The sequence below is a fragment of the Mucilaginibacter xinganensis genome, from assembly GCF_002257585.1.
Taxonomy (GTDB): domain Bacteria; phylum Bacteroidota; class Bacteroidia; order Sphingobacteriales; family Sphingobacteriaceae; genus Mucilaginibacter; species Mucilaginibacter xinganensis.
In genome coordinates this window covers 1879903-1902856 of the sequence record NZ_CP022743.1, presented here as the reverse complement: position 1 = coordinate 1902856, position 22954 = coordinate 1879903, and the positions used below count along the sequence as shown (strand labels likewise).

The following is a 22954-nucleotide window of genomic DNA, read 5'->3' as shown; positions in this document are numbered from 1 at the left end:
AGAAGTTAAAACCTGTAAGTAACACCTGCCTGTAATTGTATATTAACAGCATTGGCACCATTAGTAAAATAAGGGTCACCCGGATTCTGTTTCAAATACCATTGATAATTTAAAGACTTTATCGCCTGTATCTTTGCGTTAAATATTAAGTTTTTGTAGTTCCACTCACCGTTAGCTGCTATGCTTAAATCAACCCAGTGTCGCCTAAAGTCATAACTATCATAGTAAGCGTAATAATAAAAATCGTTATTGTGGATGTAGCGTTCAAATTGCAGTCCTATTTTTTTCAACCCTTTTACCCAACTTACATCAACCGACTGCAAATTTGCACCCGGCCCAATACCCGCCCCCAGCACCTCTCCCATATTGGTATAACCAGCCCTTATACTTTTACTGGTGTACCACTCATCGCCCTGTTTAATTTTATCAATATTGGTTTCCTGTAGCTGGGTAACTTCAACACTGATAAGGATATTTTCGTTCCTGGCGATGTTGAATGGCACCATTTTCCGGATACCGAAGATATAAGCCCGTGACTTATCGGGCGATAATAAAGCCTGAGTAAGATCGCCGGAGTAATTGTTGTGCGCCCATTCAAAGTATATTTCGGCTTTTTCAGCTGTCCATAGCCAACGCATAAATAAAGAGCTTCGCTGATCTTGTTTGTTAATAGGGTCATCAGGAGCGCCGGTCTTTTTTACCGGAGCGAACAGCGGCAGATAATCTCTCAAACCGCTCAAATCTTTTCCATAAGTTTGCGAACTCTGATCAAATCCTAAAAACAATCCTGGAACCCACTTGGGCTGCCACGTTACAACAATTCCTGCTAAATATCTCCAATCAGTGGGCTTTGGAACATACAGGTTAGTTCCGAAGTAGCTATGGTCCGGTTCAAGCGGCGCGTAGCCGGAATTAGTTAACTTACCCCCTATTATTTGCCCTTCAAACGAGCCTATTGCGGTCTTAATCGGGTGTAAAGTATTCAAAGTTAAATGCAAAAATCCTGGTGCTGTATTACTCATTAAAAGAGAATTCCTTATACCTGGCCCCCACCATAAATTCTCGGTAGATACGCCAAAGGACATTGCCTTATAATTCACCCTTATACTGCTTTGCCCCCAGTATAATTTATTGTATTGCCCGGTCCCAAACCGCACAGGAAGATCAATATTGTTATATATATCGTAATATCGGGCAAAAATCACGTCGTATGACTTTGGATTAAACGTGTCAAAAGCATCGTTTCCGGCCATTACCAACTCCGGTTTTAACTGAATAGTTAAAGGCCCGTACTCCGCAAAGATGCCCCCGCTTATTACTGCCTGCAAGCCTTTCGCAGGTATCATCGGTCCATCGTTCCAGCCATATGGATGGTCAGAATTAAATTGCGACTGAACACTAAAGGGCAAAAAACTTCCCTTTACCCCTCCCTTTCCTAACGACCACGTATTCTTAGCCTTATTGTCATATTTACGTTCATTTGTATCGGGATAAAAAACGGAAGCACCTTTCTTAATGCTATTTGGGAAAAGAGGACGAACTGTAAAAGAGACACTGGAATCTACATTGCCAAGTAGCTGCGCTCTTCTATAATAATCCTCCAGGCTCTGGGTACCAACCGGTAACGTTTGCGCCCGGGCAGCAAATTGCACTACAGCAGTTAATAAGCATATAAATGAAAGTTTCAGGATTTTCATAGAGTGATTGCTTTTACATTTATATTATCTACCGACCAACTTTCATCGCATTTAGGGCTATCCGTATTTGTTTGGATCAATTTATCCAAACATTGCAGCACCATTGTTTTGTCAGAATTTTTAAAGGTCTTTACAATCTTATACATTGTAGTGCCATGCGGACTGGTTATCAGGTGGCAGGCACCGGGTAAATCAGTTCGGTAAGCGCCGGTTTTGGGATTATTATAATTACTGGGATAATCAGCAGGATATGACTGTGGTGAGCAAAAGTTACCGGGAGAACAATCGGAATTTGAGAAGCTGGTGTTAATAAGCGGACTTCCGTTTATCAGCATTTCCCAAATGTCGGGTCCATCCGGGGCTGTTTTATTGCCATCCCAGCTATCATGAATGTATAAATCAAAAGAAACAGTAATCAGATCATGTTTAGGAAGATTATTAAGCTTCAAAATAAACCCACCATTATTATACTGACCCAACACAGCTGAATTATTGAACTGCCCGATCACACCTGTGGTGATGTTGGACAGATCCCCTGTTTCAAAATCATTGTTATAAACCACCACCTCGCTGCTAACATTCTTATGACAAGCGGCTATAAAAAAAAGAGGAATGATGAAGAGTATCTTTTTTATCATAAATTACTTTTAGGTATGTGATCTAATTCCTCAAAAACCGAATTTTTACTTTTAAACTCATGTACAATTTGTTTCATGGACTTTACGACCTGGTGATCATCGTTATTTTTTGCGTGATGAATTAGATCATAAATCTGTTTTTCAATTTCGTTAAACATATACTCCCTAACTTTGCCAATCATAATTTTTTCATGATGGGTAGGCATCGTGTTTTCGTTATCGTTCAACAGTTCTTCAAATAGCTTTTCTCCAGGCCTCAATCCGGTGTATTCAATTTTTATATCGCTGTTTGGAACTAAACCCGCTAACCGGATCATAGTTTTAGCCAGCTCAATAATCTTCACTGATTTGCCCATATCAAAAATAAAGATCTCCCCGCCTTTACCCATGCAGCCCGCTTCCAATACCAACCGGCAAGCTTCCGGGATCGTCATAAAGTAACGTGTAATTTCAGGATGTGTTACAGTGATCGGGCCGCCTTTTTCAATTTGCTGCCTGAATCTGGGAATTACCGAGCCATTGGAGCCTAGCACATTACCAAAACGCGTGGTTATAAATCGTGTATTTTGCCTGGTATCATTTAAATGGCTCATGCCATTACTGAAGTTGAAATCTTTATTGTGTAATGATTTATTTAAAGATTGAACATAAATTTCAGCAATCCTTTTTGAAGCCCCCATCACATTGGTTGGATTTACGGCCTTGTCCGTAGATATCATCACAAACTTGAGCACATTGTATTTTACCGCCAGATCAGCAATGGTCTTTGTACCCAATACATTTGTTTTTACCGCTTCAGCCGCGTTATCTTCCATCATTGGTACATGTTTATAAGCAGCAGCATGGTACACGTAGTGGGGTTTGTAAGTTTCAAACAGGTGGTGCATTCTTTTTTCGTCCTTAACGTCGCCGATAAAAGCATGAAAATTTAAATCAGTGTGCTTTTCCTCCATCTCAAGGTATAAATGATGGAGCGCCGTTTCTGATTGGTCGCACATGATGATCAGTCCGGTGTTAAATTTTAACAGCTGTCGCACAATTTCGCTGCCAATGGAACCAGCAGCACCTGTTATCAGAATTCTCTTGCCTTTTAGTTCATTTCTAATACCCGTTATATCAATCTCGATAGATTTCCTGTTTAACAGATCTTCTATATTTATCTTTTGAATCTGTATAGGCTGTAACTTACCGCTGGGCCAAACATCAGGAGGAGGAATACTTAGTACCTTAATCTCATTTTCAAGGCATACGTCAACTATGTTATTTTTCACATCGGGCGAGATTGTATAAGATGCAAAAATAATCTCGTCCAATTCATGTTCCGCTATTAGTGTCGATAAATTGCTGGCATCTAATATTTTAATTCCGTCGATAGTTTTCCCGACCTTTCGCTGATCGTCGTCAACAAATGCCACTACGCTTTTGTTAACTTTATAATCATGGTCAAACGTTCTCTTTGCTGCTACCCCTGCTTCTCCGGCACCATAAATAATGATTCTCTTTTTGTCCAGTTTTAGATTCTTTATATAAACAAAAAAATACTTCACAACAACCCGGTAAATAACCATTAGTAAAAAAGACGCCAGGAAACTAATGATAAGAATACTATTTGAAATAAAAAGAGGCTTATTGAACGCCACAGAAATGATGTTCATTAAAAAAACAGCCCCATTACTAATAAATACAGCCAGCAAAATCCTGAATGAATCCTGAGCGCTCGTATATCTTATAATCCCACTATAGGTTTTTACCACAAAAAAAACTATAGTGCTTATAACCAGAATTATTATCGTATTCCGGCTAAACTCCACAAAATTCACATTGGAAATATTGAAGTTCCCTTTAATTAAATATGCTAAACCTAAAGACAGAACGCTAATTACCAGGTCGAGCGTTAAAATAATCCAGCGGGGTACAATATTTATTTGCCTGAATATGGTAGAAGATTTCATGTATAAATAATAAACAACTAGTTAATTAAATTTTAAAACACCCTGGTAAAGTAGTTTTCAGAAGTGTTTTACCTATGCTTTCTGCATAATTCATCAAATTTCTTAGCATCAAAAGTAATCAACTTAATAATAGCTTCATATATTTACTAAAATAAAGCTACTTCTCAATAGTTAGTAAACCTACTTTTCCTTCCATTTTTAAACGTATAAAAACGAACGCCAGGATTGAGAAAGCCAGGAATAAAACAACTATCAAAGCCGGCTTTGTTACCAAATTCAACAAAACGATATTCACCAGAGCTTGAGCACCCATGTATATTGCAGCCACCTGCAAATGCGACGCTTTCTTTTTATGAACCAAAAATTGATAAAAATGACTTCTATGCGGCTCCAGGATATTTTCCTTTCTTATAGCTCTAAACAATATTGTTGTTGTTGAATCCAAACCATAAATTAGTAATAGAAGCAAATAAGCTGGATCATTTGTTTTGATAATTAACTGTAGAAGAAAAAAAAGCATGATAAATGCGATACTTACACTGCCAACATCGCCGGCAAAACATTTCGCCTTGATCCGAAAATTAAAAAAATTGAACACCAGCAATGCTATTATCGTAACAATAAGCTGGTTACTATCAGTAAATGTAACTATCCGTTCATTAATGTAGTATAATGTTATTAATGTTATTAAACTATATCCACCGGTTATACCATTAATACCGTCCATAAAATTAATTGCATTTATGGTTCCTATAAATAAGATAAAACCAAGAATTATCCAATAGATAGGAAAGTGATAAATATGTAATTGCTGAAACAGCAACGATACTGCTATTAAATGAACAGTAATTCTTATTCTTCTGCTCATGTGTTTAATATCATCCATAAAGCTAATCAGGCTGATCAGGAATAGCCCCGCCAGGAAATAATTATACTGAAGGTTAAAAAACAATGGTGCTATTAGTAATGCCAGGCTGAATACAATGCCCCCACCTCTAATGGTCACTTTAGTATGTGAACTGCGGTGATTGGGGTGATCAATAATGTTGTATTTGTCGGCTAGTTTGAAATAAACCATTTCAACGGCAAATAATATTAAGAAGAAAATTGGAAGCAAAATGAAATTCATAGACGATGTGCCGTAAATATTGCAAAATTAACATTAGAAACGGAATTAGCCTTATAAGAAACAACGAAGTTATCTACCGACTGCTTTTTAAGCCCCGCGCTTGTGAAAATCTATTAAAAAATTTCAAGCTGCTCTAATACGGCACCAGGCTTCCAGCCTATTTTATGCTGAGCCTTCGAGTCATCGAATGTTAAATCAGAAATGATTTTGCTTAATTTATTAGAATTTATAGGTGCTTTTGAACCAAGGGCGTCTCCGGTTTTTGCTAATAAACTTGCTACCCATTTAGGGATGTTCAAAGGTCTCTTTTTTCCTAATTGCTTAGCCATCAGGGAAGATAACTCTAAAAAACTGGGGTGATGCTGATCTGTCAAATTGTAGATTCCACCTACGACTGCTGCTTTAGGGATTATTTTAGCAACATCCAGCGCCATCACCATACTTTTTTTTGCTTTACCACCAGCTATGTTAAAGTAATATCCGGCCTTAATACCGTTAATCATTGATTTTAAATTACCCGGAGGATTTTTACCGGCCAATAAAGGCAGTCGCAATATGGTACAAATAACATTGTTTTTTTTGCACCAATCAGTCACTAATTTTTCGGCTTCAATTTTGCTTTTACCATACGGATCGACGGCTAATAGCGGCGAATCTTCATCAACTAAATTACCAGTTTCCAAACCATAAACGGCAACACTGCTTATAAAAACAAAATATCGGGGTAGCAACGGCGCATTTTCAAGCGCCAAAAGCAGGTTTTTAGTTCCTGTTACATTAACATTGAAAAACTCTTTTTTTTCCAGATCTGTACCTGGAACAGCATGTGCCTTACCTGCTGCGTGAACTACCAGATCAACAGCATCAATTTGAGGAACTTGAATACTCAAGTCTGCTTTAACAACCGAATTTTTTCTGCCTAAGGTGATTATGGGATCAGGTTTCCATAATTTTATATATTCTGATCCAAAAAAACCTGACGAGCCGGTTAGTAAAGTAATCACTGTATAAACTTAATTAATATTAAAAAACTACTGATAGCACTGGTTATTTCCCCAAAAATAAGATATTTATCTTGCCTATCCCGGATAAGTATACAACCTGTATAATTATCCTCTAATCTATGCTTTATCTTCATAAATCCGGGTTGCCCGAAGTTCCATTTTTGCACCAAAAGCTTATTTAAATTTGTGATTAATGACTAAAGGAGTAAGATAGAAAAGGTTTGGTAATTTTCTTAATTTCAGCAAGCCGCAGGCAGATGCTAAGAACTAAACAATCTTCATCTTAACGATCTTTTAATAACTGCTACCAATAAATTATACCTGAAACTTATTTTATCGCGCAAGCTGTTATTGCTGGTAAAGTTAGTATTAAGAGGAGTAACATTGTTGCCATGCCGCCTGTATATCATTAACTTATTTGGGATAAATATTGGCTTAAAATACATCTCGGCCACCATTCCAATCCACATATCATGCATCGGAATATTTTCAGGGAATGGTAAAGCGACATCTATTAGTTTGCGATCAAAAGCAATGCAGCAACCTAAGTAAGAATTTTTGAAAAGGTTTTTCAAAAAACCGGTACGAGAATTTCTCCAAGCGAAATAAGAGTCTTTAATAATATTTAACGACTCGTCGCCGATCATAGCATTACTTACAACCAAATCATGATCTTTCAAAGCATTTAGCATAACTTCTATTTTATTGCCGAACCATTTGTCATCCTGGTCCGCCAAAAAAATATATTTACCCTGCGCCTGAATTATGGCATTTTCAAAGTTAAAAATTGGGCTCCTAAACTTTTGATTAGAGAAAACTTTGATTCTGTTATCGTTGATAGATTCAATGATCTCCAGCGTCTTATCAGTAGATGAGTCGTCGGAAATAATTATTTCTCCGTTTTCCGGGAGCTGTGGAATAATTGATTCCAGTTGCTCTCTTATATATTTTTCACCATTATAGGTGGCTATACAAACCGAAATATTCATCGGGCTACTCCTATTTTAATTATTTCTAATCTTCTTAGGGCTACTATAGCAATTATTACAACAGACATTCCAATCGGGTTGTTTAGGTAAGGGTTCGTAAAAGATTGCAAAAATACAAAAACAGAAGCTAATAAATAAGGTAGCGCTGCTTCTTTATTTCCATTATGCCGGGCTTTGTTATATGAAAAAAAAATAGCGCCTAATATAAATATCCAAAAAAAAAGGCCTATCACTCCTTGCTTGTGAAAAATTTCCAAATAAGATATTTCCATATGATCTGGTCTAACATCAACACCATTTCCAAATCCATGGCCTACAAAAAAGCTAAAAGGATCTATCGCACTCTTAACCTGAGCTATTTCCATTACTCTAATATTATCAGAATCAGATTTATCACCTAACACGTCGGCATATACGCCAAAATACAGATAGCCTAATACTGCTCCCGAAATAACAATAACAAATGATACTATCTTCTGTTTGTAAAATATTAACAAGTATATAATTACCACAAGCACCAGTGAAAGCAAGAAGCCCCGGGTAAACGTTAAAACAATCGCTGTTACAAGTAGTACAAGGATAAATGTATTCCTGACTGAGAACTTATTGATAAAAAAAAAGACTCCCGTACACATATATAAAAATCCTTTATAAAAAAAACCGCTGGTTCCCCGAAAAAAAAACTCTCCGGTAGAATCAAGCAGTCCGTAAACCACATCAAAATTGATCAATCCGGCTGCTAATCCGGCTAGAAAACACAAATAGCCAACTGCTAGAATAATAGCTGAATTTCTCATTACCCGACTCACCATATTGATAGCGACCGCATCCTTAATCATCAATGAAAAAAACAATATGCTAAAAAAATAGATGAGCGGTTTCAAATCCTCCATCACCATTGACAATGGATTATGATTTATTACAGCAACTAATATGCCAACCGATAACACAACACTGTATAATAAAGTGAGGACTAAAAAGTACTTCTCAATTTTTTTTGATAACAGTACTACGACAACGGAAACAGATACGATTGATATAAACAAAAACATTCTCAACGTAAGCGGGCCAGCTTTCAACATTTGACCGCTTCCCATTAAAGCAAGTTCATAAAGGGTAATAAAGAATATAAAGTAAATCAGTTTAGATTTCATTAAATTTCTTTTTAAGAACATATGAGTTATAAAACACCTTCAAAAACTTTAGTCGTCTAAATTTATAACAAAGCTTTATCCCTCGCATAAAGGTTACCAATCCAAATAAAAAAAAGTCAGTGACGGTTATAATTGAATGATATGCACCATCACAATAATATTTAAACCTGTTCAACGCCGAATCATATGTTTCACTATATGACGAAAGAGAATGATTAAACGCTACAGGCATCACTACAAAATATTTCACTTGGGGGGTAATTCTCCTTATAAAATCAAAATCACTGAAATCAAGGCGGATTTTTTCGTTGTAAATAGCAATTCTTTCGAATACCCTTAGATTTATACACATACCACTGTTAAGAGGGACTATGTCGCCCAAATTTTGCTTTCCAGGCTCGACTGCTTTTAGCGGAAACCCCCTTCTAAATTTATATTTGGAAGGGGAAATAATTTGGTTGTCGATTCTTAAAATAGGTGAATGGATTAAAACATCTGGAAATACGCTAATACTTTTTAAGTATTCCTCCAATCCCGCAGCACTAAACTCTGTATCCTGATCAGCCAAAATGAGCCAGTTGTATTCTGTATTCTTTGCATAATAATAACCGGCATTGTATGCAGTACTTACACCGGGATTTTCAGGGTTGTGGTAATAAGTTTGTGTTAGGCCAGGGATGCTTGATGTTTCATTATATTTATTGGGGCTATTGTCGTAAATAAAAATTCCAAACCGACCGGCATTCGACGGATCCAGTTTCCTGATATTATAGCCTAACGACTTATAAGCGATAGTATCAAAATAGTTTTGCTGATACACTACTAGTACTATTAGTAATTTATTAGCTATGTCGTTCTGCATTTGCCGGCGAGGTTAAATTCTTAACAAGGTCAATGTATTTCTGACCAAATATTATAGTCCTGTTATCCAGTTGTTCTTTCAAAACCTTCGGAGAAGCTTTAAAAAAAGGGATTTTGTTAATTAAAACGTCTTCCATTATTTGAGCTAATTCAGCGGGACTATCCGGATCAAAAAACCTTGCGCCTTGGGGGTTTTGTTCTTTATGAACAGGAATGTCAGAAAGTAATGTTAAAGTTCCAACAGATTTCGCCTCTTCTACTGTCGAACTCCAGCCTTCAAAGTATGAAGGATTAACCAATGCAGCAGCATTTTTAATAAGTTCAAAAACATCTGTGTATGGAATTAAACCTAGAAATTTTATCACTTGATCCAGGTTGTTTTCTTTAACATATTTAACAAGTTGGGCTATGTGATCATCATTACTCCGAAAATCTTTCATGTGCCCGCTGGTTATTAACTGAAATTTATGGCCCCTGTTAATCAAAATTTCGCATGCTTTAAATGCTGTTATGTGGTTTTTATGGGTCCAAAATTGATTGGGAAGATAAAAGTAAGGCACATCATTAGTTTTATACCCTTTGTTTTCAGGTTTCGATGTACCGCCCTGATTGGCCACCGGTTGAGAAACAAAATGTATAACTTCCACTTTTTTACTTATTTTATCGTACTTCGTCTTAAAATCGTTAAAAGCATCAAAACTACTTAAGACGATTTTATCGCTACCTTCTATTAAATATTTATGAAGCCTGGAAGTTTCTGATAGTTGTTTGGCTGTCCATAAATCGGGTAAGTGTAAATATTGAAAATCAGGTATCCAATTGATAGTTTTAATTTTTTTATCGGGACAAACATAATTTGAATGCGAAATACAGCTAATGTTGTTTTTCTTAAGCAAAAAATGAACCAGCGGATCATAGCCAAAATATTTTTCTCCAATCCGGCTCAGGAGCCAGGGGAAAGATTTCCTTTTAAGAATTTTAGTTCTTATAATTTTTGCATATGGCGAAAAAATAGCGACATATTCATCATCCGTGTCGTCGGGGACGAATAAAATGACGCTAACGTCGGTATCTTTACATTGCTGGATAGCATAAAAAAGGTTTTTCAGGTAATTGATTCCCCCTTTGTATTCAACAGGGAAATTCAACATAAAGCCAATATTAATCATTTTTTAAAACCTTGTATTCCATATATCATTTCAAACTCGCAGCAACCTAAAACGGTGTATTTATCCGTGTCAAGCGCACTCTATCCCCTATTTTTATATTCGTCAGGAATATCTTTGATTACCTTCGCCGGATTTCCCCCTACAATAGTCCAGGCGGGCACATCTTTAGTTACTACGCTTCCGGCACCAACTATAGCACCTTCACCTATTGTCACACCTTTTAAAATTATACAATTCATGCCAATCCATGCATACGACTTTATCGTTATAGGCTTTGATTCAACGACATCCCAATTTTTATTCTCAATAAAAATTTTACCGGCCCTGTAATCTTGCAGTTGTTGTGTAATGTCATTTTCTCGTTGGCGATAGTCAATTGAGTGAGAATTGTGATCATAAAAACAGGTACCCCAAGCCACAAATATATTATCTTCAAACTCTATTTTAGTTCGGCAAATTATAGTGCTTGATCCAATGTGTACACGGTTTCCAATCACAACTTCGCCGTTACCTGATTCAAATAAAACCTTGCAATCAAGAACCGTATCATTACCAACCGTGAGATAAACTTTGTTTTTTTGAGGTTTAATTATCGTTAACCTGAAATTTTCCAAAAAATGTGAATTACCCGACACCAAATATTTCTTTATATTATTGAAGTGCCTGGAAAAGATTAATTGTCTAAATTTTTTTACCAATAAGCCTACCACAATTTGATTAATAATTACTTAAGTTAATTTAATATTAAATTTTTATTTCTTTAGAAATAATTTTTCAAAGTTAGCTTTAAAATAGCAAAGTCCAATTCTATTATTTTTTTCACACCCAAGTATTTGAAATATAAAGACGGAAACCAGCTAACATTTCTTCGGACCGACAACTTAACAGCTCTGTATATTAATAAACGCTTTGTGAGGCTAATGTTTGATCCTGACATATTTGAAGAATGTACCCGGTACTGTGAAACTACTTTATCCCAAAATAAAATAGCCCTAATAGAGGCCGCTCTTTGGTAAAAAAACCAATCTTCTATAAATGTGTCTTCCGGGTAGAAACCTATCCTGCTATATATTGATTTATTAATTAATGCAATCGCTCCAACTGTAGATGGTTTGCTTATCAGTTCCTCTAAAATTCCTTCCTCTGTTTTAAATTTATTTTTATCTCCTTTATTCATCTCCATTGAGCTTGCCGATATGAAATTGTTATTTTCATCTATTACCTGTGCGTCACTAACCAAAACCAATTTCCCGTTCTTTTCTGTTTCTTCCAACAAATCAACCCTTTCGGCAATAGTGTTGCCATATAAAGCATCATCACTGGCAATTACTAAAAGATATTTCCCGTTCGAAAGCCTGATTAATTCGTTTAACGTGGCGCAAATGCCTCTGTTTTCCCGTTTTACGTAAATGACCGAAATCTTATTCTGATTTAATTTAACCCAGTTAATTATCACACCATCCGTATCGTCCTTTGATCCATCATTTATAATTACTATTTCTTTATTAGGATAAGAATCTTCAGTAATGCTATCCAAAGTATAGGCTATAAATTTTTCGTGATTATAGGCTGGAATAATAATTGAAACTAGTGGATAGCTCATTTAAATAATAATTTTCTAAAAATAATCACCATCACAATCAAATAAATAAAGTAATTGATAGCAAAAGCAATAGTTATTCCTTGTAATTTAAATATCGAGATGCAAAAGTAGGATAAAAACACATAGCTAAAACTGAAAAGAATTTCAGTTATTATGTATGTCCGGGTCATGGCCTTGGCAATAATCATGTAGCCAAGCAACCATGCAGCCATTTTAAAGAAGTCGCCCAGTAATTGAAAAGCAAAAAGGCTTTGCATACCTTCAAACTCGCCTGTGTATAAAATCCGTATTATGAAATGCCTCAAAAAATAAATCGTAATGCATCCAAAAAAAACAGCAGGGAGGATTATCTTATACCCATGAAATATCTCTTTTCGTAATTCTTTCTCCGTATTTAATGATGATAGCTTTGGTAAATAGTAGGTACTTAAAGATGTTGTTATTAATAACAAGTATCCGTCAGAAATTCTCATCATGCCTTGCCAGTAACCTGCGCTGTTAATTCCTAAATTTGTAATAAGCAGTTTTCGTAAAATGATCTGCGAAACCGGGCCAGTAAGCGCTGTAACAACTGTCATTAAACTATAATTAAACAACTTCCTGCCCAGCTTACTATCATAAGCTCCGTTGAAATAAGAAATGGAAAACCAATCGCTTTTTATAATCAAAATGAAAGTAACCACAAAAACAATTGACTGAGCCAGCACTAAGGCATAAAGTGCGCCCTCAACCTTGTAGAAATATACCAGAACAACAGTAAGCAATAAGCCTACAATACTACCAACAGTATTAACTATTGTATATGTTTTTATTTGTTGCTTTCCGTTTAAAATTGATATTAGAAGTGTATTGAGGGAATATAAGATTATGGTAACTCCCAGCACTCGTATTGGATTATTATATAAGGATGTGTTAAACATCCATGTTGAAAGATACGAAGAGGAAAGCAAAAGGATTGCTCCAACTATACCAGAGCAGTAAATACTGATTTTTAACGACGTACTAAAAAGCGCTTTTAATTGTTGGTTATCGTCACTATATTCAGCCGTATATTTGACTACACCTGTATTGATAGCGCCGTTGGCAAATGTTAATATAATAGTGATAAAATTGGTAAACTGACCAATCAACGCCACACCAGCCGGCCCCGTAAATAGCGAAACTACCTTGCCAGCAACAAATCCGGAAGATATCCGGATAAAAGTAATAATAGCCGAAAAAAAAGTTGTTTTTACAAGTTTCAATTTATTCTTATTAAACGCTAATCTCTTTTATTATTTTGCATGGATTGCCTCCAGCAATAACATTAGCCGGGATTGATTTGGAAACAAGAGAATTACTTGCTATAACAGAATTTTTACCAATAGTTACGCCTTTTAAAATAGTGACATTTGCGCCAATAAAAACATTATCCTCAATTTGAACTCTCGCGGTTTTTTTTTCCAGCTTTCTTTTAAGAGGATCTATTGCATGAAAATCACTATCAAAAATCGTTACTGAAGGGCCGATCAGCACATCTGCACCGATGTAAATCCCTTCTCCTTCACTTATAAAACAAGCGTTGTTATTAATAAAAACATTATCGCCAAACGAAACGACCGATAAAGAATTACGGGCTTCGATATAGCAATAGGTGTTATAAAAATATGGCGATGCGACAACACCTATTGTAACACTTTTTTTAAAAATAACCGTCCCCACACCGTTCAACAAAACGGGGCAAATACGAATTGGCGTACCCGTTACATTGCTGCACGAGGATAAAATCCAATATTTCGCTATGCGAAATGAAGTGTAAACAGGAGAAATGACCCTATTAATTAAAATTCTTTTAATCCTTTCCGTAGTCATTTAATGTCTTTATGATATAGCTAACTTCCTCGCTGGTAAGGATAAAATTCAGCGGAATGCTCAAAACTTCTCTATGAATTTCTTCACTTATAGGATACCTTAAATCGTTCCAATCTTTATAAGCCTGTTGCTTGTGCGGCGGTATAGGATAATGGATTACGGTTTGAATTCCTTTCTCTGTTAAGTATTGCTGCAATTTTTCCCTATTCGCAGTCCTAACAACAAATAGGTGCCAAACGTGTTGCTCTTGTGTCGCTATTTTAGGTAATTTTATTTTAGGGTTCTTTATTTCCAGTAAATAGCGGTTGGCTATCTCTCTTTTAATTCGGGTTTCATCGTTAAGGGTGTGTAGCTTAACTCCCAATAAAGCAGCCTGTACTTCATCTAGCCTGCTGTTTATTCCCTTGTATTGGTTATGATATTTTTTTTCAGAACCGTAATTTAACAAAGCCCTTATTGTTACTGCTAAATCTGTGTCATTCGTTGTAACGGCTCCGGCATCACCTAAAGCGCCAAGGTTCTTGCCCGGGTAGAAACTAAACCCGGCTGCGTCACCAAAATTACCTGCCGCTTTACCATCGTTTGTTGCCCCGTGCGCTTGTGCACAATCTTCAATTACCTTTAAATTGTATTTTTCAGCAATTGAATTAATAGATTTCATATCGCACAAATTTCCGTATAAATGAACCGGTAAAATGGCTTTTGTCCTTGTCGTTATTTTAGCTTCTATCAGTTTGGGATCAATATTGTAAGTGTCGATGTCAGGCTCTACCAACACCGGAATCAAATCATTGGCAGATATAGCTAAAATACTAGCGATATAAGTGTTAGCGGGTACAATAATTTCGTCATTATCCTTGAAAACTCCTAATTCTTTATAGGCTCTAATTATCAATATCAGGGCGTCCAAACCGTTTGCTACACCAATTGCATGCTTAGTACCGCAATATTCAGCAAATTGCTGTTCAAACAGGTTCACTTCATTTCCCAAAATATACCATCCCGAATCCAATACCCTATCAAAAGCAAGTCTTAATCCTTCACGATATTGTTGGTTTATGCCTTTTAAGTCTAAAAATTTAATCATTTTATAATAATTCCGTTTTCGTCTAATTTATATTGTAAATTATTTACGTTATCGAACAAATTCAAATCAAGCAATACAGCTTCCTCTGTAATAAATCCCTTATGCTTTGCGGGATTACCATACCATACTGTATATGGGGGCACATTTTTAGTTACGACGCTTCCTGCGCCAATTAATGAAAATTTTCCTATTTCGTTTCCTGCAACAATAGTGGCATTTCCACCAACGGAAGCTCCTTTTCTTATAATTGTTCGTTTAAATTGCTGCGGGTAAACTTTTGACCTGGGTAGCAGATCATTTGTAAAAGTGACGTTGGGGCCAATAAATACATTGTCTTCGATTCTCACACCGTCCCATATCTGTACGCCCGACTTTACCGTTACATTATCACCAATCACTACGTCGTTTTCAATAAAGCAGTTACAATTAATATTACAGTTAGCCCCAATTACCGCACCGCTTAGTACAACAGTAAATTGCCATATAAAAGTATCATCTCCAATGATTTTACTTTGCACGTCGGATAAAGGATGAATATTAGCTACCATTTCTTATAGGTTAAAAAATCATCATACTCTCTTATATAGTCGTCCTCATTGTAAGTATGGGATGCAAAAACCAGGCAAATTGAGCCGGATGAGAAATTAATCTCAGACGCCCATATTCCCGGGGGGATATGTAAGCCTATATAGGGCCGGTTTAATTGAATAATACGTTTAGTTTTACCATCATCAAGTAATACTTCAAAGCTTCCGCTTGCTGATATCAGAAACTGGTGGCATTCCTTATGCGCATGAGCTCCCCGGGATTCTCCCCCAGGAATATCATATAAATAAAACACCCGCTTTATTGCAAACGGTATTTCCAGATTATTATGAACAGGGGTAATATTACCCGCTCTGTTTTTAATTTTTGGAAGCTCATATATTGAGCAATCGTATGTTGTACTCATTTAATGATTCAACTTAGATTTCAAGTAATTATCGTAATCTCTTTCGTAGTCGTTTTCATTATAATCGGTAGAAGAAATAACGAAGGCTAATGAATTTGTGGAAAAGTTCTCCATGTGGCGCCATATTCCATTAGGTATATATAAGCCATAATATGAACGGTTTAACGTATATGTTTTTACTTCGATCCCATCGTTGACAACCACGTCAAAACTGCCTGATAGTGCAATTACAAACTCCTGATTAATTTTATAACTGTGAGCCCCTCTTTGCTCCCCGCCTGGAACGTCGTAAATCCAATAAGATCTTTTAATCGTAAAAGGAATATGATTATCTGCTTCCAAAAATGAAAGATTACCCCTTTCATCGAGTATTTTAGGTAACTTAATTATTTCTACTGATTTAAATTCCATTTAATGGTTAATATTTTTGAGCTGGCTTTCCTAAATAATTTTATCACCCCAATATTTTAGCTTTATAATCTTCAATAATTTCTTTTGCTTATTTTTCTAATATATTATTATATAATTTACGAAGCAGTAAAAAAACAATGGTTAAAAACGCAGCTATAAACCCACCTAATATTAATCCTTTTAACTTACCAAACCTTTCCTTTTCCAAAGGTAAAATTGGCCTGTCAATTATTTGAATAAGCGGTGTTTCTTTTCTTAACGAAACTTTTGACATTTCAAGGTTGGCAACCAGCTGGGTTAATATTGCGGTATTCGCCTGTACATCTACCTGACGTCGCTGTGAAGGGACCCTTAATATCTGCATCGCCGGGTTTGGGTTTGGGTTAACATCTGATGATGAAGCCACGCCCGTCAAGGCAGCGTTTAATTCACGTCTCACCGAATCAGTTTGATGTTGCAGGATATTCACGTTTTGAACTGATTTTTTAGTTTTTGTTTCGATATAAAAATTGGATACGGTTTTGGTGAGCACTTCCGCAAAATATTTAGAGAATAACTCGTTTTTTGAATTAACCTCTACAGTAATAATACTAAGCTTCTTGTCAATTTTATCTACCAACAAATTATTTTTAATTATCTCATTGTAGAAAACCCCCAAAACACTATCTTGCTGAAGGGTAAATTTCTCAGGATCAGCTCCCGGCAAGAATTTAATATCTTTTAATTCAGGTTTATTATCCCATTTTTCGCGTAGCTGATTAAATGAAATATACAAGCCTGCCAGTGTTTGCGTAGTACCTTTTATAACCACCGGGGTTAACAACGTATTTTCGACCATTGACCTTGAACGCATTAGCCCAAGTAAATTATCTCCTGCAAAAGCCCCGCCTGCCGTGCCACCACCCAGGTCAATTCCGAACTGGCTGGCTAAACCCATTGCAGCGCCGAGGCCGCCGCCACCAGAAGACTTCTCATCCTCCAGTGCAAAACTCAATTCCGCTTTATAAACAGGCTTTTTGAGAAATGCATAACCCAATCCCAAACCACCTCCAATAATAGCAGAAATCAAAATAACTTTCCATTTAGAAAAAATAAAGCGTCGCCCACCCTGAACCTTAAGGATAAACTGCTTCAATGAAATTTCGTCTGAGTTATCTAAAACCTTTTCTTGGTTAATTTTATCCATAATAGCTTATACTTCTATTATATAGTTATTTATGAAGGCTGATTATACCCAAAATGATAGCCCCCAATGATGCTAAACCGGTAGTGAATCCTAAAATTACCTGTGCAGTGTTATTATTGGTTATAGGTTTCCTGGGCACATAAATTTCGCTACCAGGTTTTACACTGGGGTGAATATTAAAAAATAAGAACTTAGTCGTCCCCTTAACTGTTCCATTAGGATACACAACATAAGCCCCACGTTTTAAAGCCCTTGGAGAATAACCGCCCGCATTTATTACATATCCTTTAAATGACTTGCTACTACTGTAAACTATTGCACTCGGATAAAGTACCTCTCCATTTACCCTCACAATTTGCTGTTGTTTAGGTACTCTTAATACGTCTCCATTTTCCAAAATAAGGTCATCGCTGGTTCCTGGTTTTTTTAAAATTTGCTTCAGATCAATGCCTACATAATTATTCCGGAACTGCATGGTGTCATTGTTAGTAGAATCTTTAAAAGCACGCTGCAGTCTCCTTAAACGGTCTGTACGTTCTTTATTTAATTCCATTGTATCAATTTTGGTTTTATCAACGCCAAGCACAGCGGCGTTGTCGCGTTTCAGGCTGCTTCCCTCGACGTCTGCCGATTGCGTCAAACCACCGGCTCTCTCAATTATATCTGAAATTTTTTCGTTTTTCTTTTGAATAGTATAATAGCCAGGGTAAATCACTTCACCTTCAACCTTAACAGTTTTTTGAGTTTCATATCCCGGCAAACTATACACCGATACAATGTCGAAGGGTTTAAGGGTAAAGCTAACTTCATCATTCAGTGCCGAGTTAACATCCACGCTAAAAACCTGTGCAACTACGCTATTTCTCACACGCGGATCGCTGTTAAAAACCCGTCTGGATACTTCAATACGTTTTGCACTTGCCCCTTCAGAAAAACCTCCTGCTTTAATAATCAAATCAGTAACCTTCATACTATCAGCATATGCAAATTCACCAGATTTTCTTACCTCACCCTTTATAGTCACTTTGTATTTTGAACGAAGGTCAAAAACAGAAGAGATTACTACGCTATCTTCACGTTGTAATGCAATATCCGACGATGGCTTATTTAAAACGTCCAAAACGTTAAAAGACAGTTGCTGTGTAGTATTGTCCTTATTAAGCCTTATGATACTTCCGCGGCCTGTAAAAGCATCCTCTTTTAAACCTCCTGCATTTGCTATCAGTTTTGAAAGGGTTAGTCCTTTTTGTAACTCAAATTCGCCGGGTCTAAAAATTGCTCCTTTTATTATAACGCGGTTCTCGTATCGGTCAAGAATTTTGTCAGCAGTATATTTATCGCCTCGTAAAGGAATATAGTTTTTATAATCAGACTCAAAAACATCCGTAATTCTACGCTGCTGGTCACTTACCTGATTTACTTTAATCCGGGCGGTATAAGCCTGATCCGTAAACCCGCCGGCAAAATTAATCACATCCAGTAATACTTCACCAGGCAGGGTTTCAAACAACGCCGGTATCTTTATTTCCCCCTTAAACTCTACCCTGATTTGATATGTGGGTACCCGTATTACATCCTGATCCTGTAACGCTATATTATCTCTTTGGCTTCCTTTCACTAAAAAATCATACAGATCCAGGTGCCTTACTATTCTGTTATTCCTGATCACCTCAATTTGCCGAAAAGACCCAACATCGTTAGGTCCGCCAGCAGAATACAATGCATTAAATACAGTTGCAAGTGATGATAAAGTATAGGTTCCCGGTTTTACAACCTGCCCCTGTACTATTACTTTTATACTTCTTATATTACCTAACCCTACTTTTACATTGGTTCCACGGCCTATGGCGTAATTATTTCGGGCAAGCAAACTTTTAACTGACGATGTAGCGTCCTCAATGGTTTTACCTGCAACATGCAATACGCCAACACCAGGAATATTAATGTTACCATCAGGCGAAACATCAAGGCTCCAATCCACAACAGAGTTTCCATAAACATTAATGGTAATTTGATCTTCGGGACCAATTATATAATTTACGGGCGTTGCGAGCTTTAAATTAGGTTCAAAAGTATTACTATTGCTATTTCTAAAAAGATCTGCACCAAATATTTTAGGTTCTAAATTGATAAAAAGATCATTTTTTGATGTGTCCCTAGTTAAAGAATCCTGAGAATTAACCTTCCGTTTCCTATTAAGAGTTGTATCTCCGCCTGTTTTCTTATATCCGGTACTACTATTTTTACTCCTGATACTTTTAATTCTTGTCTGTAATTTTTGCACTTGTAAGCCAGACATCCCCCGACTTTCGGCTTGCTGTAATAGCTGATCGTCACTTAAACCAGCTTTCTGCGCCTGCTGTATTAACTGCGTTACTTGCTGATCTGTAAGGTCATCAACATTTATGCTTGACAAATTCTTAGGAATGCTTTGGGCGCTCACAGGCGCTATAAGCACAAAGCACAGAAAAAGGACCAAGAAGAATAAATACGTTTTAAAATTTTTCATTTTTATAAAAAGCCCTACTAAATAACTTTTTTGTGAAATTGCGGTACAGGTGATAGTTAATTTGCTGCAATATTAAACAAATTTAATTACAAGTTATATGAAGGAACCTTACGGTTTAACTAAGGTGTGTTTTGTTAAAAAGTCGTGGTAAGCAAGTTTAATACCTTCAGGCAGTTCTATTGTATGCTTCCAGCCTTGTGCATGAAGCTTGCTAACGTCCATTAGCTTTCTTGGTGTACCATCTGGCTTGGTAGTATCAAAGTTAATGTCTCCGCTATAACCAACAACAGCTTTAACAAGTAAGGCGAGGTCTTTAATTGATAGATCTTCACCCGTACCAATATTTACCAATCCTTCTTCGTTATAGTTTTGCATTAAATAATAGCAAGCTTCGGCCAAATCATCAGCAAATAGAAACTCGCGCTTGGGTGAACCGGATCCCCAAATAGCTACCTGGGGTAACCCTTGCTCCTTTGCCTCATGAAACCGGCGGATCAAAGCTGGCAACACGTGAGAGTTCTGTGGATGATAATTATCATTATAGCCGTATAAATTGGTGGGCATCACAGAAATATAGTTACAGCCGTACTGAGCGCGATAAGCATCACACATTTTTATACCTGCAATTTTTGCTATGGCGTAAGGTTCATTTGTAGGTTCCAGTAAACCAGTAAGCAGATATTCTTCCTTTAATGGTTGCGGAGCCATCTTTGGGTAAATACAGCTTGATCCTAAAAACATAAGCTTTTTTACACCGTTTAAATAAGAGTTATGTATAACGTTATTTTGTATTTGAAGGTTATCATATAAAAACTCGGCCCTGTAGGTATTGTTGGCAACTATACCTCCAACTTTTGCTGCAGCTAAAAAAACGTAATCAGGCTTTTCTTCCTTAAAAAAATCCGTAACCTGTTGCTGATTACGCAAATCTATTGTATCAGAAGTTCTGGTAACAAAATTGGTATAACCTTCCTTAATCAGCTTACGGTGTATTGCCGAGCCCACCATTCCGCGATGCCCGGCAATATAAATTTTCGCATCTTTTTCCATTACCTGTTATTCAAACTGGTTTTTAATAACGTAGCCCGAATCTTTCAATAATTTTTCGCGTCTGAATAGTTCCACATCGGCAGCAACCATTTCGCTTACTAAACCCTGCAGGTCGTATTTGGGCACCCAGCCTAATTTTGTTTTAGATTTGGTTGGATCACCTATCAATAATTCCACTTCGGTAGGGCGGAAATACTTTTCATCAACAGCAACCACTTCTCTTCCGGCTTCAACCTGGAAATCAGGATTGCTACAGCTAACCACAAAACCTTTTTCATTCACACCTTCGCCCTTAAACTCAATCTTAATCCCAACCTGGTCAAATGCCATTCTAACAAATTCACGCACACGCGTAGTAACGCCTGTGGCAATAACATAGTCTTCAGCAACATCCTGCTGTAAAATAAGGTACATCGCTTCAACGTAATCTTTTGCATGCCCCCAATCGCGTTGCGCATCTAAATTTCCAAGGAAAAGCTTATCCTGTAAGCCCATCGCTATTTTTGAAACCGCGCGTGTAATTTTACGCGTTACAAAGGTTTCACCGCGTAAAGGGCTTTCATGGTTAAATAAAATTCCATTGCTGGCAAAAATCCCATAAGCTTCCCGGTAGTTAACGGTTATCCAATAAGCATAAAGCTTGGCTACGGCGTATGGAGAACGCGGATAGAAAGGTGTAGTTTCTGACTGTGGAACGGCCTGAACTAATCCATACAATTCCGAGGTCGATGCCTGGTATATTTTAGTCTTCTTTGTTAAATTTAGTAATCTAACTGCTTCTAAAATTCTTAACGTCCCTATACCATCTGCGTTTGCAGTATATTCAGGCGTATCAAAACTTACTTTAACGTGTGACATTGCACCAAGATTATAAATTTCATCAGGCTGAACCTGTTGAATAATCCTGATCAGGTTGGTCGAATCACTTAAATCTCCATAGTGTAAAACAAGATTTATATTTTTTTCATGCGGATCCTGGTATAAATGGTCAATCCTGTCAGTGTTAAATAATGAACTACGACGTTTTATACCATGTACCTCATATCCTTTTGAGAGTAATAATTCGGCCAGATACGCGCCGTCTTGTCCTGTTATTCCTGTTATAAGAGCTACTTTTTTCATTAAGATAAATTGTTTTACTATGCTTGTCCTACTGTACCGCCAAAATTCATCGGGAATCCGGTTGGGTCTTGTTGAATCTTTATATTTCCGTTTACTGCCTCAAATTTTTCGAGGTTATCAGCTAATGCGGTTAATAACCTTTTAGTGTGTTCCGGTGTCAATACAATTCTTGACTTCACCTTTGCTTTAGGCACTCCCGGCATAACCCTTATAAAATCAATCACAAATTCCGATGTTGAATGTGTAATTATTGCAAGGTTTGAATATATTCCCTCAGCTATTTCTTCGGAAAGTTCAATATTTAATTGATTTTCGTTTTGTTCGTCCATTTTGCTAAAATAATAAGCCGACTATAAATATTGGTTTTAAATGCAAAAAAACAATTTATTGCCTAATTACCCACTCTCCTGCAATATTATTAATAATATAGTTCTGGTCTTTATCTTCGGTAATTTCACAAAGATAAATTAATTAAATATTTGAGAACTATACAATTTATCAAAGATTCACTTTTTTTATTACCAATTTGATAAAAAAAATGCATAATGCCTTATAATTATTGCCGGCATAGTATAAACAAAAAAGCCTCC

General features: G+C 36.6%; 22 protein-coding genes. All 22 read right to left on the bottom strand.

The genetic code is table 11. The annotated features are described in order from the left end of the window. Window positions 1–5 precede the first annotated feature (5 nt). The 22 genes from MuYL_RS08275 to MuYL_RS08170 all read right to left on the bottom strand — a co-directional run bounded on the left by MuYL_RS08275 (window position 6) and on the right by MuYL_RS08170 (window position 22693). Window positions 6–1697: a capsule assembly Wzi family protein gene (locus tag MuYL_RS08275; RefSeq protein WP_094570085.1), complete on the bottom strand. Its 1692-nt coding sequence runs from the start codon at window positions 1695–1697 to the stop codon at window positions 6–8. After that, window positions 1694–2335 carry a hypothetical protein gene (locus tag MuYL_RS08270; RefSeq protein ID WP_094570084.1) on the bottom strand — a complete coding sequence of 214 codons (642 nt, stop codon included), beginning with the start codon at window positions 2333–2335 and terminating at the stop codon, window positions 1694–1696. Before MuYL_RS08270 ends, MuYL_RS08275 begins: the two co-directional genes overlap by 4 nt. After that, window positions 2332–4287, bottom strand: coding sequence for a polysaccharide biosynthesis protein (locus MuYL_RS08265; RefSeq protein ID WP_094570083.1), 1956 nt, complete (start codon window positions 4285–4287; stop codon window positions 2332–2334). The genes MuYL_RS08270 and MuYL_RS08265 overlap by 4 nt, the downstream gene beginning before the upstream one ends. Before the next feature lie 157 nt (window positions 4288–4444). After that, window positions 4445–5416, bottom strand: coding sequence for an MraY family glycosyltransferase (locus MuYL_RS08260; protein ID WP_094570082.1), 972 nt, complete (start codon window positions 5414–5416; stop codon window positions 4445–4447). Window positions 5417–5529: 113 nt separating this feature from the next. Next, window positions 5530–6420 carry an NAD-dependent epimerase/dehydratase family protein gene (locus MuYL_RS08255; RefSeq protein ID WP_094570081.1) on the bottom strand — a complete coding sequence of 297 codons (891 nt, stop codon included), beginning with the start codon at window positions 6418–6420 and terminating at the stop codon, window positions 5530–5532. Between the two features lie 278 nt (window positions 6421–6698). After that, window positions 6699–7409, bottom strand: coding sequence for a glycosyltransferase family 2 protein (locus MuYL_RS08250; RefSeq protein WP_094570080.1), 711 nt, complete (start codon window positions 7407–7409; stop codon window positions 6699–6701). Then, on the bottom strand, window positions 7406–8563 hold the full coding sequence (locus MuYL_RS08245; protein WP_157740695.1) for an O-antigen ligase family protein: 1158 nt from the start codon (window positions 8561–8563) through the stop codon (window positions 7406–7408). The genes MuYL_RS08250 and MuYL_RS08245 overlap by 4 nt, the downstream gene beginning before the upstream one ends. Then, entirely contained in the window at window positions 8553–9425 is an 873-nt protein-coding gene (locus MuYL_RS08240; protein WP_094570078.1) for a glycosyltransferase family protein, read from the bottom strand. Before MuYL_RS08240 ends, MuYL_RS08245 begins: the two co-directional genes overlap by 11 nt. Then, window positions 9406–10593, bottom strand: a complete 1188-nt coding sequence (locus MuYL_RS08235) for a glycosyltransferase family 4 protein (protein ID WP_094570077.1) — start codon at window positions 10591–10593, stop codon at window positions 9406–9408. Before MuYL_RS08235 ends, MuYL_RS08240 begins: the two co-directional genes overlap by 20 nt. A gap of 80 nt (window positions 10594–10673) precedes the next feature. Beyond that, on the bottom strand, window positions 10674–11267 hold the full coding sequence (locus MuYL_RS23795; RefSeq protein ID WP_394338998.1) for an acyltransferase: 594 nt from the start codon (window positions 11265–11267) through the stop codon (window positions 10674–10676). Between the two features lie 86 nt (window positions 11268–11353). Continuing rightward, window positions 11354–12196 (bottom strand): glycosyltransferase family 2 protein, encoded by an 843-nt coding sequence (locus MuYL_RS08225; RefSeq protein ID WP_094570075.1) that lies wholly within the window; start codon window positions 12194–12196, stop codon window positions 11354–11356. Beyond that, on the bottom strand, window positions 12193–13440 hold the full coding sequence (locus tag MuYL_RS08220) for an O-antigen translocase (RefSeq protein ID WP_094570074.1): 1248 nt from the start codon (window positions 13438–13440) through the stop codon (window positions 12193–12195). The genes MuYL_RS08225 and MuYL_RS08220 overlap by 4 nt, the downstream gene beginning before the upstream one ends. Before the next feature lie 10 nt (window positions 13441–13450). Further along, complete coding sequence (locus tag MuYL_RS08215) at window positions 13451–14047, bottom strand: DapH/DapD/GlmU-related protein (protein WP_094570073.1); 597 nt, start codon at window positions 14045–14047, stop codon at window positions 13451–13453. Then, a complete protein-coding gene (locus MuYL_RS08210) occupies window positions 14028–15134 on the bottom strand; it encodes a DegT/DnrJ/EryC1/StrS family aminotransferase (protein ID WP_094570072.1) in 1107 nt (368 codons plus the stop codon). Before MuYL_RS08210 ends, MuYL_RS08215 begins: the two co-directional genes overlap by 20 nt. Next, window positions 15131–15682 (bottom strand): acyltransferase, encoded by a 552-nt coding sequence (locus MuYL_RS08205; protein ID WP_094570071.1) that lies wholly within the window; start codon window positions 15680–15682, stop codon window positions 15131–15133. Before MuYL_RS08205 ends, MuYL_RS08210 begins: the two co-directional genes overlap by 4 nt. Then, window positions 15676–16086 carry a sugar 3,4-ketoisomerase gene (locus MuYL_RS08200; RefSeq protein WP_094570070.1) on the bottom strand — a complete coding sequence of 137 codons (411 nt, stop codon included), beginning with the start codon at window positions 16084–16086 and terminating at the stop codon, window positions 15676–15678. Before MuYL_RS08200 ends, MuYL_RS08205 begins: the two co-directional genes overlap by 7 nt. Beyond that, window positions 16087–16497, bottom strand: coding sequence for a sugar 3,4-ketoisomerase (locus MuYL_RS08195; protein WP_094570069.1), 411 nt, complete (start codon window positions 16495–16497; stop codon window positions 16087–16089). 88 nt (window positions 16498–16585) lie between these two features. Further along, a complete protein-coding gene (locus MuYL_RS08190; RefSeq protein WP_094570068.1) occupies window positions 16586–17683 on the bottom strand; it encodes a lipopolysaccharide biosynthesis protein in 1098 nt (365 codons plus the stop codon). 25 nt (window positions 17684–17708) lie between these two features. After that, entirely contained in the window at window positions 17709–20192 is a 2484-nt protein-coding gene (locus MuYL_RS08185; protein WP_094570067.1) for an SLBB domain-containing protein, read from the bottom strand. Window positions 20193–20300: 108 nt separating this feature from the next. Further along, window positions 20301–21242: a GDP-L-fucose synthase gene (gene fcl / locus MuYL_RS08180; protein WP_094570066.1), complete on the bottom strand. Its 942-nt coding sequence runs from the start codon at window positions 21240–21242 to the stop codon at window positions 20301–20303. 6 nt (window positions 21243–21248) lie between these two features. Further along, window positions 21249–22364 carry a GDP-mannose 4,6-dehydratase gene (gmd, locus tag MuYL_RS08175; RefSeq protein ID WP_094570065.1) on the bottom strand — a complete coding sequence of 372 codons (1116 nt, stop codon included), beginning with the start codon at window positions 22362–22364 and terminating at the stop codon, window positions 21249–21251. Between the two features lie 17 nt (window positions 22365–22381). Then, the gene (locus MuYL_RS08170; RefSeq protein WP_094570064.1) at window positions 22382–22693 is read right to left on the bottom strand and encodes a DUF3467 domain-containing protein; all 312 of its coding nucleotides are present in this window, start codon (window positions 22691–22693) and stop codon (window positions 22382–22384) included. Window positions 22694–22954 lie beyond the last annotated feature (261 nt).

Excerpts from the sequence above, each read along its gene's own strand:
- MuYL_RS08275 (WP_094570085.1), bottom strand. The coding sequence starts at position 1,697 with ATGAAAATCCTGAAACTTTCATTTATATGCTTATTAACTGCTGTAGTG.
- MuYL_RS08270 (WP_094570084.1), bottom strand. The coding sequence starts at position 2,335 with ATGATAAAAAAGATACTCTTCATCATTCCTCTTTTTTTTATAGCCGCT.
- MuYL_RS08265 (WP_094570083.1), bottom strand. The coding sequence starts at position 4,287 with ATGAAATCTTCTACCATATTCAGGCAAATAAATATTGTACCCCGCTGG.
- MuYL_RS08260 (WP_094570082.1), bottom strand. The coding sequence starts at position 5,416 with ATGAATTTCATTTTGCTTCCAATTTTCTTCTTAATATTATTTGCCGTT.
- MuYL_RS08250 (WP_094570080.1), bottom strand. The coding sequence starts at position 7,409 with ATGAATATTTCGGTTTGTATAGCCACCTATAATGGTGAAAAATATATA.
- MuYL_RS08245 (WP_157740695.1), bottom strand. The coding sequence starts at position 8,563 with ATGAAATCTAAACTGATTTACTTTATATTCTTTATTACCCTTTATGAA.
- MuYL_RS08240 (WP_094570078.1), bottom strand. The coding sequence starts at position 9,425 with ATGCAGAACGACATAGCTAATAAATTACTAATAGTACTAGTAGTGTAT.
- MuYL_RS08235 (WP_094570077.1), bottom strand. The coding sequence starts at position 10,593 with ATGATTAATATTGGCTTTATGTTGAATTTCCCTGTTGAATACAAAGGG.
- MuYL_RS08225 (WP_094570075.1), bottom strand. The coding sequence starts at position 12,196 with ATGAGCTATCCACTAGTTTCAATTATTATTCCAGCCTATAATCACGAA.
- MuYL_RS08215 (WP_094570073.1), bottom strand. The coding sequence starts at position 14,047 with ATGACTACGGAAAGGATTAAAAGAATTTTAATTAATAGGGTCATTTCT.
- MuYL_RS08210 (WP_094570072.1), bottom strand. The coding sequence starts at position 15,134 with ATGATTAAATTTTTAGACTTAAAAGGCATAAACCAACAATATCGTGAA.
- MuYL_RS08205 (WP_094570071.1), bottom strand. The coding sequence starts at position 15,682 with ATGGTAGCTAATATTCATCCTTTATCCGACGTGCAAAGTAAAATCATT.
- MuYL_RS08200 (WP_094570070.1), bottom strand. The coding sequence starts at position 16,086 with ATGAGTACAACATACGATTGCTCAATATATGAGCTTCCAAAAATTAAA.
- MuYL_RS08195 (WP_094570069.1), bottom strand. The coding sequence starts at position 16,497 with ATGGAATTTAAATCAGTAGAAATAATTAAGTTACCTAAAATACTCGAT.
- MuYL_RS08190 (WP_094570068.1), bottom strand. The coding sequence starts at position 17,683 with ATGGATAAAATTAACCAAGAAAAGGTTTTAGATAACTCAGACGAAATT.
- MuYL_RS08185 (WP_094570067.1), bottom strand. The coding sequence starts at position 20,192 with ATGAAAAATTTTAAAACGTATTTATTCTTCTTGGTCCTTTTTCTGTGC.
- fcl (WP_094570066.1), bottom strand. The coding sequence starts at position 21,242 with ATGGAAAAAGATGCGAAAATTTATATTGCCGGGCATCGCGGAATGGTG.
- gmd (WP_094570065.1), bottom strand. The coding sequence starts at position 22,364 with ATGAAAAAAGTAGCTCTTATAACAGGAATAACAGGACAAGACGGCGCG.
- MuYL_RS08170 (WP_094570064.1), bottom strand. The coding sequence starts at position 22,693 with ATGGACGAACAAAACGAAAATCAATTAAATATTGAACTTTCCGAAGAA.